Annotated in this window: 5 protein-coding genes and 1 pseudogene; 5 read left to right on the top strand and 1 reads right to left on the bottom strand. The window is 69.6% G+C overall.

Annotated elements, in window-relative coordinates; all coding sequences use genetic code 11:
• The coding region (locus AB0H32_RS46530; RefSeq protein WP_361135240.1) for a hypothetical protein at positions 1-443 on the top strand (443 nt) is incomplete at its 5' end.
• Positions 444-747: 304 nt separating this feature from the next.
• Here AB0H32_RS46530 and AB0H32_RS46525 read toward each other — a convergent pair.
• Entirely contained in the window at positions 748-2,307 is a 1,560-nt protein-coding gene (locus AB0H32_RS46525; protein WP_361135237.1) for a PLP-dependent aminotransferase family protein, read from the bottom strand.
• A 17-nt stretch (positions 2,308-2,324) separates the two neighbouring features.
• Here AB0H32_RS46525 and AB0H32_RS46520 point away from each other — a divergent pair, with 17 nt between their 5' ends.
• The 4 genes and pseudogenes from AB0H32_RS46520 to AB0H32_RS46505 all read left to right on the top strand — a co-directional run bounded on the left by AB0H32_RS46520 (position 2,325) and on the right by AB0H32_RS46505 (position 5,348).
• Positions 2,325-3,260 (top strand): NAD(P)-dependent oxidoreductase, encoded by a 936-nt coding sequence (locus tag AB0H32_RS46520; protein ID WP_361135234.1) that lies wholly within the window; start codon positions 2,325-2,327, stop codon positions 3,258-3,260.
• Positions 3,257-4,012 carry a metallophosphoesterase gene (locus AB0H32_RS46515; protein WP_361135231.1) on the top strand — a complete coding sequence of 252 codons (756 nt, stop codon included), beginning with the start codon at positions 3,257-3,259 and terminating at the stop codon, positions 4,010-4,012. Before AB0H32_RS46520 ends, AB0H32_RS46515 begins: the two co-directional genes overlap by 4 nt.
• Positions 4,013-4,222: 210 nt before the next feature.
• A pseudogene (locus tag AB0H32_RS46510) lies at positions 4,223-4,444 on the top strand (crosslink repair DNA glycosylase YcaQ family protein); the annotation flags it as partial.
• Between the two features lie 460 nt (positions 4,445-4,904).
• Positions 4,905-5,348: a lamin tail domain-containing protein gene (locus tag AB0H32_RS46505; RefSeq protein WP_361135228.1), complete on the top strand. Its 444-nt coding sequence runs from the start codon at positions 4,905-4,907 to the stop codon at positions 5,346-5,348.
• Positions 5,349-5,424: the final 76 nt, after the last annotated feature.

Below are 5,424 nucleotides of genomic sequence, written 5' to 3'. Positions count from 1 at the left end.
GTCCCCTTCACTCCCGACCGGCCGCCGGCGCCTCCGTTACCGCCGGACAGCTCGTCGGTCCCGCCACCGCCACCGCCACCGCCACCACCACCGCCACCACCACCTCCACCGGCAGCTGTCACCAGCCGGGAGGCCAGGTCGAAGGCTCCCGAGCGGACGTCCGAGGCGCCTCCCCCTCCTCCGCCACTGCTGAAGTCCGAGTTCCCGCCGTCGGCTCCTCCGTCGAAGCCTCCGGTGCCGGGAGTGGAATCGTCCCCGCTGCCCCCCATGCCGCCGACGTTGACCTGGTGCGCCTGGCCCGGCGTGACGGTCAGGTTGCCGATGACCTCGCCGCCGGCGCCTCCGGCCCCACCAGGATTGACGTCGCCGGCCCCGGCACCTCCGGAGGCCCCCGAGCATCCACCGAAACGTGCGTCACCCCGCTGGGGACGGTGAACGTCTGAGCCGCGCCTGTGTGGTCGAACGTGCACACCACTGGGCTGCCGCTCTGGGCACAGCTCTGGGCGGCCGCGGGGCTGGCCGTGATCGGCACGAGGGCCATGGGCATCCCTGCCACGAGGCATGCCGTGGTCAGCGCGCGAAGGCGGGACCGAGCCGGCCGTTGGACAACAGAACCGAGGTGACTCACGTGCAGCTCCTCCGTCACCGCCGCCGCACCTCACAAGACCTGGCCTGCTTGCGGAGCAAGCGGTACGCGGCCGGGGCGCAGCTCGACCCTGCGATGCCGGATTGCTTGCTGAGCCATCGTCAGCACGTGGCTGAGACACCTGCCTGCAACGCGCCGTCAGGGAACCCGGACGGCGCAGTGGGAGGGGGCTGGTCTGTTGACGACCTCTGGACGAATGAGTCCTGACCATGTTGAGGGTGAGTCGAGGCGAGCGCGGTCTTCTTGCCCGTCGGACCGGCGTCCCGTCGAGTGGATGCCAGGACTGTGAACAAGGTGTCGAGGGCTGCTGGGTAGGCGCGTTCGGACGGAGCAGCGAAGCCGATCAGTAGGCCCTGGGGGCGGCCGATCGGGTTGTGGTGGAGTTCGGCAAGACCGCGCAGGGCGAGTCCGTGGGGGATGCAAGCGGTCAGGAGTTCCTGTTCCGGTGGCCAGTCGGTGGGGGTGGTGAGGAGGGTGTGCAGGCCGGCGGGGACTCCGTGGGCGGTGAGTTCGGGAACGGCGGCTGTGCGGTCGAGAAGAAGTTCGCGTCGGCGGCGGTAGCGCAGGCGGGCGGCACGGATGTGGCGGTCGTAGGCGTGAGTGGTGATCAGGTCGGCGAGGGTGAGCTGGCCCAGGGTCTCGGTGTACAGATCGGCTTCCTGTTTGGCTCGTACGACAGGCTGAACCAGGTGGGGTGGTAGGACCATCCAGGCCAGGCGGAGGGCGGGGCCGAGGGTCTTGGAAGCGGTGCCGCAGTAGACGGTCTGGTCGGGCGCGATTCCCTGGAGGGCGCCGATGGGTTGACGGTCGTAGCGGTACTCGCCGTCGTAGTCGTCCTCGACGATCAGGCCACCGGTGGAGCGGGCCCATGTGCTGAGGGTCTGGCGGCGGGCGGGGTGGAGCGGTACGCCGGTCGGGTACTGGTGCGAGGGAGTGAGGAACGCCGCCTGGACGTGCTGTGTGAGTGCGTCCACGCGGGCACCGTGGGCGTCGACGGGCAGGGCCAGGGTGGTGAACCCGGCACGCTGGACGACGTTGCGAAAGACATGGTGGCCGGGATCCTCCACAGCCGCGGTTGTGGCACCGCCCGCGGCCAGCACGCCACTGAGCAGGCCCAAGCCCTGGTAGTAGCCGGAGGTGATCACTATTCGGTCAGGTGTCGTGATCACGCCGCGGGTGCGTCCGAGGTAGTCGGCGAGCGCTCTGCGCAGCTCGATGCGCCCTTGTGGGTCTCCGGCGCCGAAGACCTCCGGGCGGGCGCCGGCGAGCACGCGGCGTGCGGCGGCGAGCCAGGCTCGGGTGGGGAAGGCGCTGACGTCGGGGAGCCCGGGACGAAGGTCGTGGAGGGGAGCCGTCGGCGTGGGCGTGGTGAGTGCGGTGGCCGGGGCGTGTGGCGGCAGTTCGGCGACTGTGGTGCCGGATCCCGGTCGGGTGGTCAGGTAGCCCTCCTCGACCAGTTGGTCGTAGGCGGCGGTGACGGTACCGCGGGAGAGTCCGAGTTCGTGGGCCAGCCCGCGGGTGGATGGCAGGAGCGTTCCGGCGGTCAGGCGCCCTTGACAGATCGCCGCTCGGAGCGCGGACTCCAGGCCGGAGCGGCGTCCGCCCGCGGCATTGAGGTCGATGTGCAGATCGATCCGGGAACTGGACCAGGAATTCGGCATGGAACTGGATCTTATTCATGGACCGGTCTCTGCCTAGGTTCGAGCTGAAGAAGTCAACGGAGGGGGAGACGGGCGTGGAACGGGTCGCTGTTGTCGGGCTCGGCGCGATGGGCGCGCCGATCGCCCGGCGGCTGCTGGACGACGGCTGCGAGGTCGCCGTCTGGAACCGCTCGCCGGAACGCAGTGCGGCGGTGCGGGAGATGGGGGCCGCGGTCGGGGCGAGTCCGGCGGACACTGCACAGGGGGCCGACGCGGTGATCGTGATGGTCACCGGCCCGGAGGCGTTGCGAGCCGTGACCCAGGGCGAGAACGGGATTGCCGCCGGAGTCGACCCCGGCGCAGTGGTCGTGCAGATGTCGACGGTGTCCCCCTCCTCGGTGGGCTGTCTCGCCCAGGCGCTAGCGGCGGGAACGGGTCTGCTGGATGCGCCGGTGCTCGGCAGCAGGGCCGAGGCCGAGTCAGGACGCCTGCGGATCCTTGTCGGTGGCTCGTCGGCCTTGGTCGAACGGTGTCGGCTCCTGCTGGAGCAGCTGGGATCAGTGCTGCATGTCGGTGGGCTGGGCTCTGGCACCGCGGCGAAACTGGTCGCCAACAACGCGCTCTTCGCGATGCTGGGCGTGCTGGGCGAATCCCTCGCACTGGGCCACGCCCTGGGGCTGTCGTGGGAGAACCTGCACGAGGTCCTGAGCATGACGCCCCTGGCGGAGCAGGCCACGAGGCGTCGCGCAGTGATCGAGGCCGACGATTACCCCACGCGCTTCGCGCTCGCCCTGGCCCGCAAGGACGCCGACCTCGTCGCCGACGCAGCCCATCATGGCGGGGCGACCTCGGCCTCACCGCAGCCGCCCGAGACTGGCTCACGGCCGCCGAACGCGCGGGTCGCTCCGGCCAGGACTACTCGGCCGTTCTCGCCCACATCCTGCACACGGCGGCAAAAGGAGCCCCTGCTGTGATCGTGATCGCGCACCTCAGTGACACCCACATCGACACCGGACAGCGAAGCATCAAGCGCACCCGGGCCGTCATGGACTATCTCGAAGATCTCCCCTACGACCTGGACGCGGTCCTGGTCACCGGCGACATCACCGACCACGGGCTGCCTGCCGAGTACGAGCAGGCCCGCAACCTCCTGACCTCCCGGCACCCGGTCATGATCTGCCCCGGCAACCATGACGAACGCGACGCATTCCGACAGCACCTGTTGGAGCAGCCGGGATCGACGGGACCGGTCAACCAGGTGCACCACAGCACCGACTTCGTCATCGCGCTGTGCGACTCCTCGGTGCCGGGCAAAGACGATGGGTTCCTCCAGGACGAGACGCTGGCGTGGCTGGAGGACGTTCTGGACCGCGCTCCGGCTCAGGTTCCCGTACTGGTCGGCTTCCACCACCCGCCGCTCCAGCTGCACGTCCCTTTCATCGACGGCATCCGCCAGTTCGGAGCCGAACGGCTCGCCGCGCTCGCAGACCGCCACCCCAACCTCGCCGCCTTCCTGTGCGGTCACGCTCACACAGCGGCGGCGACCATCTTCGCCGGACGCCCCCTGCTGGTGGCCCCTGGAGTCGTTTCCACCCTGCGCCTGCCCTGGGAGCATCACGCCCACCCCCAGGACTTCGTCCATCTGAACCAGCCACCCGCGCTGGCCTTCCACGTCCTGGATGATGAGGGACGGCTGACCACCCATGTCCGAAGCATCGTCGACTGAGTGCGTGACGACAGACCTTGAGGTCCTCCTCACCGCGCTACGTGAAGAGTGACGACGACGCCGCCGAACCACGGTGAGCGGGGCGGCCGCTCCGGCTCGGCGCCCCTGAGCTCGTCTGCCCGGCGGTGATACAGGCACTGCACCATTCCGCTCACCTCTGGACAAAGGGGGTCCGAAAGCGATCCATAGCACGTTCCCGCGTTCTTCTTCCGGATGGGCAACATGGGCCCGACCGTGCGGTGGGACGACCGGATCGTCGGCGGCTGGGTGCAGCGCGGGGACGGCACCCTCGCCTGGCAGCCGCTTGCCGATCCGGGCGGGGCGGCCCGCGCGGCCATCGAGGCCGAGGCGGAGCGGCTGACGGGTTTCCTTGGCGGGCGTCGCTTCACCCCCGCTCGTCGCACCCTGCTGGAAGGTGACTTCGCCTCGTGATCCCCGGCCCGCGGAGCCCGAGCCGTCAGGCCTGCTGCGGCCCTTCCCGCTTGTGCGGCGGCCGGGGCGGACTAGTCCGGGTGGGCATGTGTGGAGGCTGTTACTCACTTTCGGGTGACGGCGCCTCGGTAAGCGGGATGACGGGCCGGAGCCGGCAGGCCTGACAGGCCGGGGATTGCACGGCCGAAGCTGCTAACAAAGGATCAATCCATGACGTTCAAGGCATATATGGTCGTTGCAGTGAAGGGTCATAGAAATATGCTGAATCTGTAATGCCATACACATCTCCACCACATTTCGGGTGCATGGCCTGCACAGTGTGAGGGCGCGGCCAGCCGGCCGCCACTCGCACAACGCACCACCACTGGCCTGCGACGCTCCGGACGTCCGTCGGACCACGTGGGAGTGCTCTGGACCCTGTAGGGGGATCCTCGTGACCGTTTCTGCTTCTGTGCGTCGCATGAGTGCTGTTGCCGCTGTGGCGGCCGCTGCTGTAGGCGCCGTGGCCTTGCCGGCCGCGGCCGTCGGCCACCAGCCGGCCCGCCCGCACCACTCCGCCGTCTACATCAGCGCCGTGCAGGCCGACTCCCCGGGACGCGACGACCGCTCCAACCGCTCCCTGAACCGGGAATGGGTGGAGATCACCAACGGCTCGCGCCGCACGGTCAACCTCGACGGCTGGACCCTGTCCGACGAGGACGGCCACACCTACACCTTCTCCCACTACCGCCTGCTCGGCCGCGCAACGGTCCGCGTCCACACCGGCATCGGCCGCGACAGCCGCACCGACCTGTTCCAGGACCGGCGCAACTACGTCTGGGACAACGACTACGACACCGCGACCCTGCGCAACGACCACGGCCGTTTCGTCGACGACGCCTCCTGGGGCCACCACCGCCGCTGATCCACCGGCTGTGCCCAGCACGTGCAGACGTGCCGGCCGGTGACGGTGCCGGCCGGTGACGGGACGTGGCACCCAC

Origin of the sequence: Streptomyces sp. NPDC020362 (assembly GCF_040642095.1) — a bacterium.
Classification (GTDB): domain Bacteria; phylum Actinomycetota; class Actinomycetes; order Streptomycetales; family Streptomycetaceae; genus Streptomyces.
Note: the sequence above shows the minus strand (reverse complement) of the source record. Positions and strands in the feature narration are given on the sequence as shown.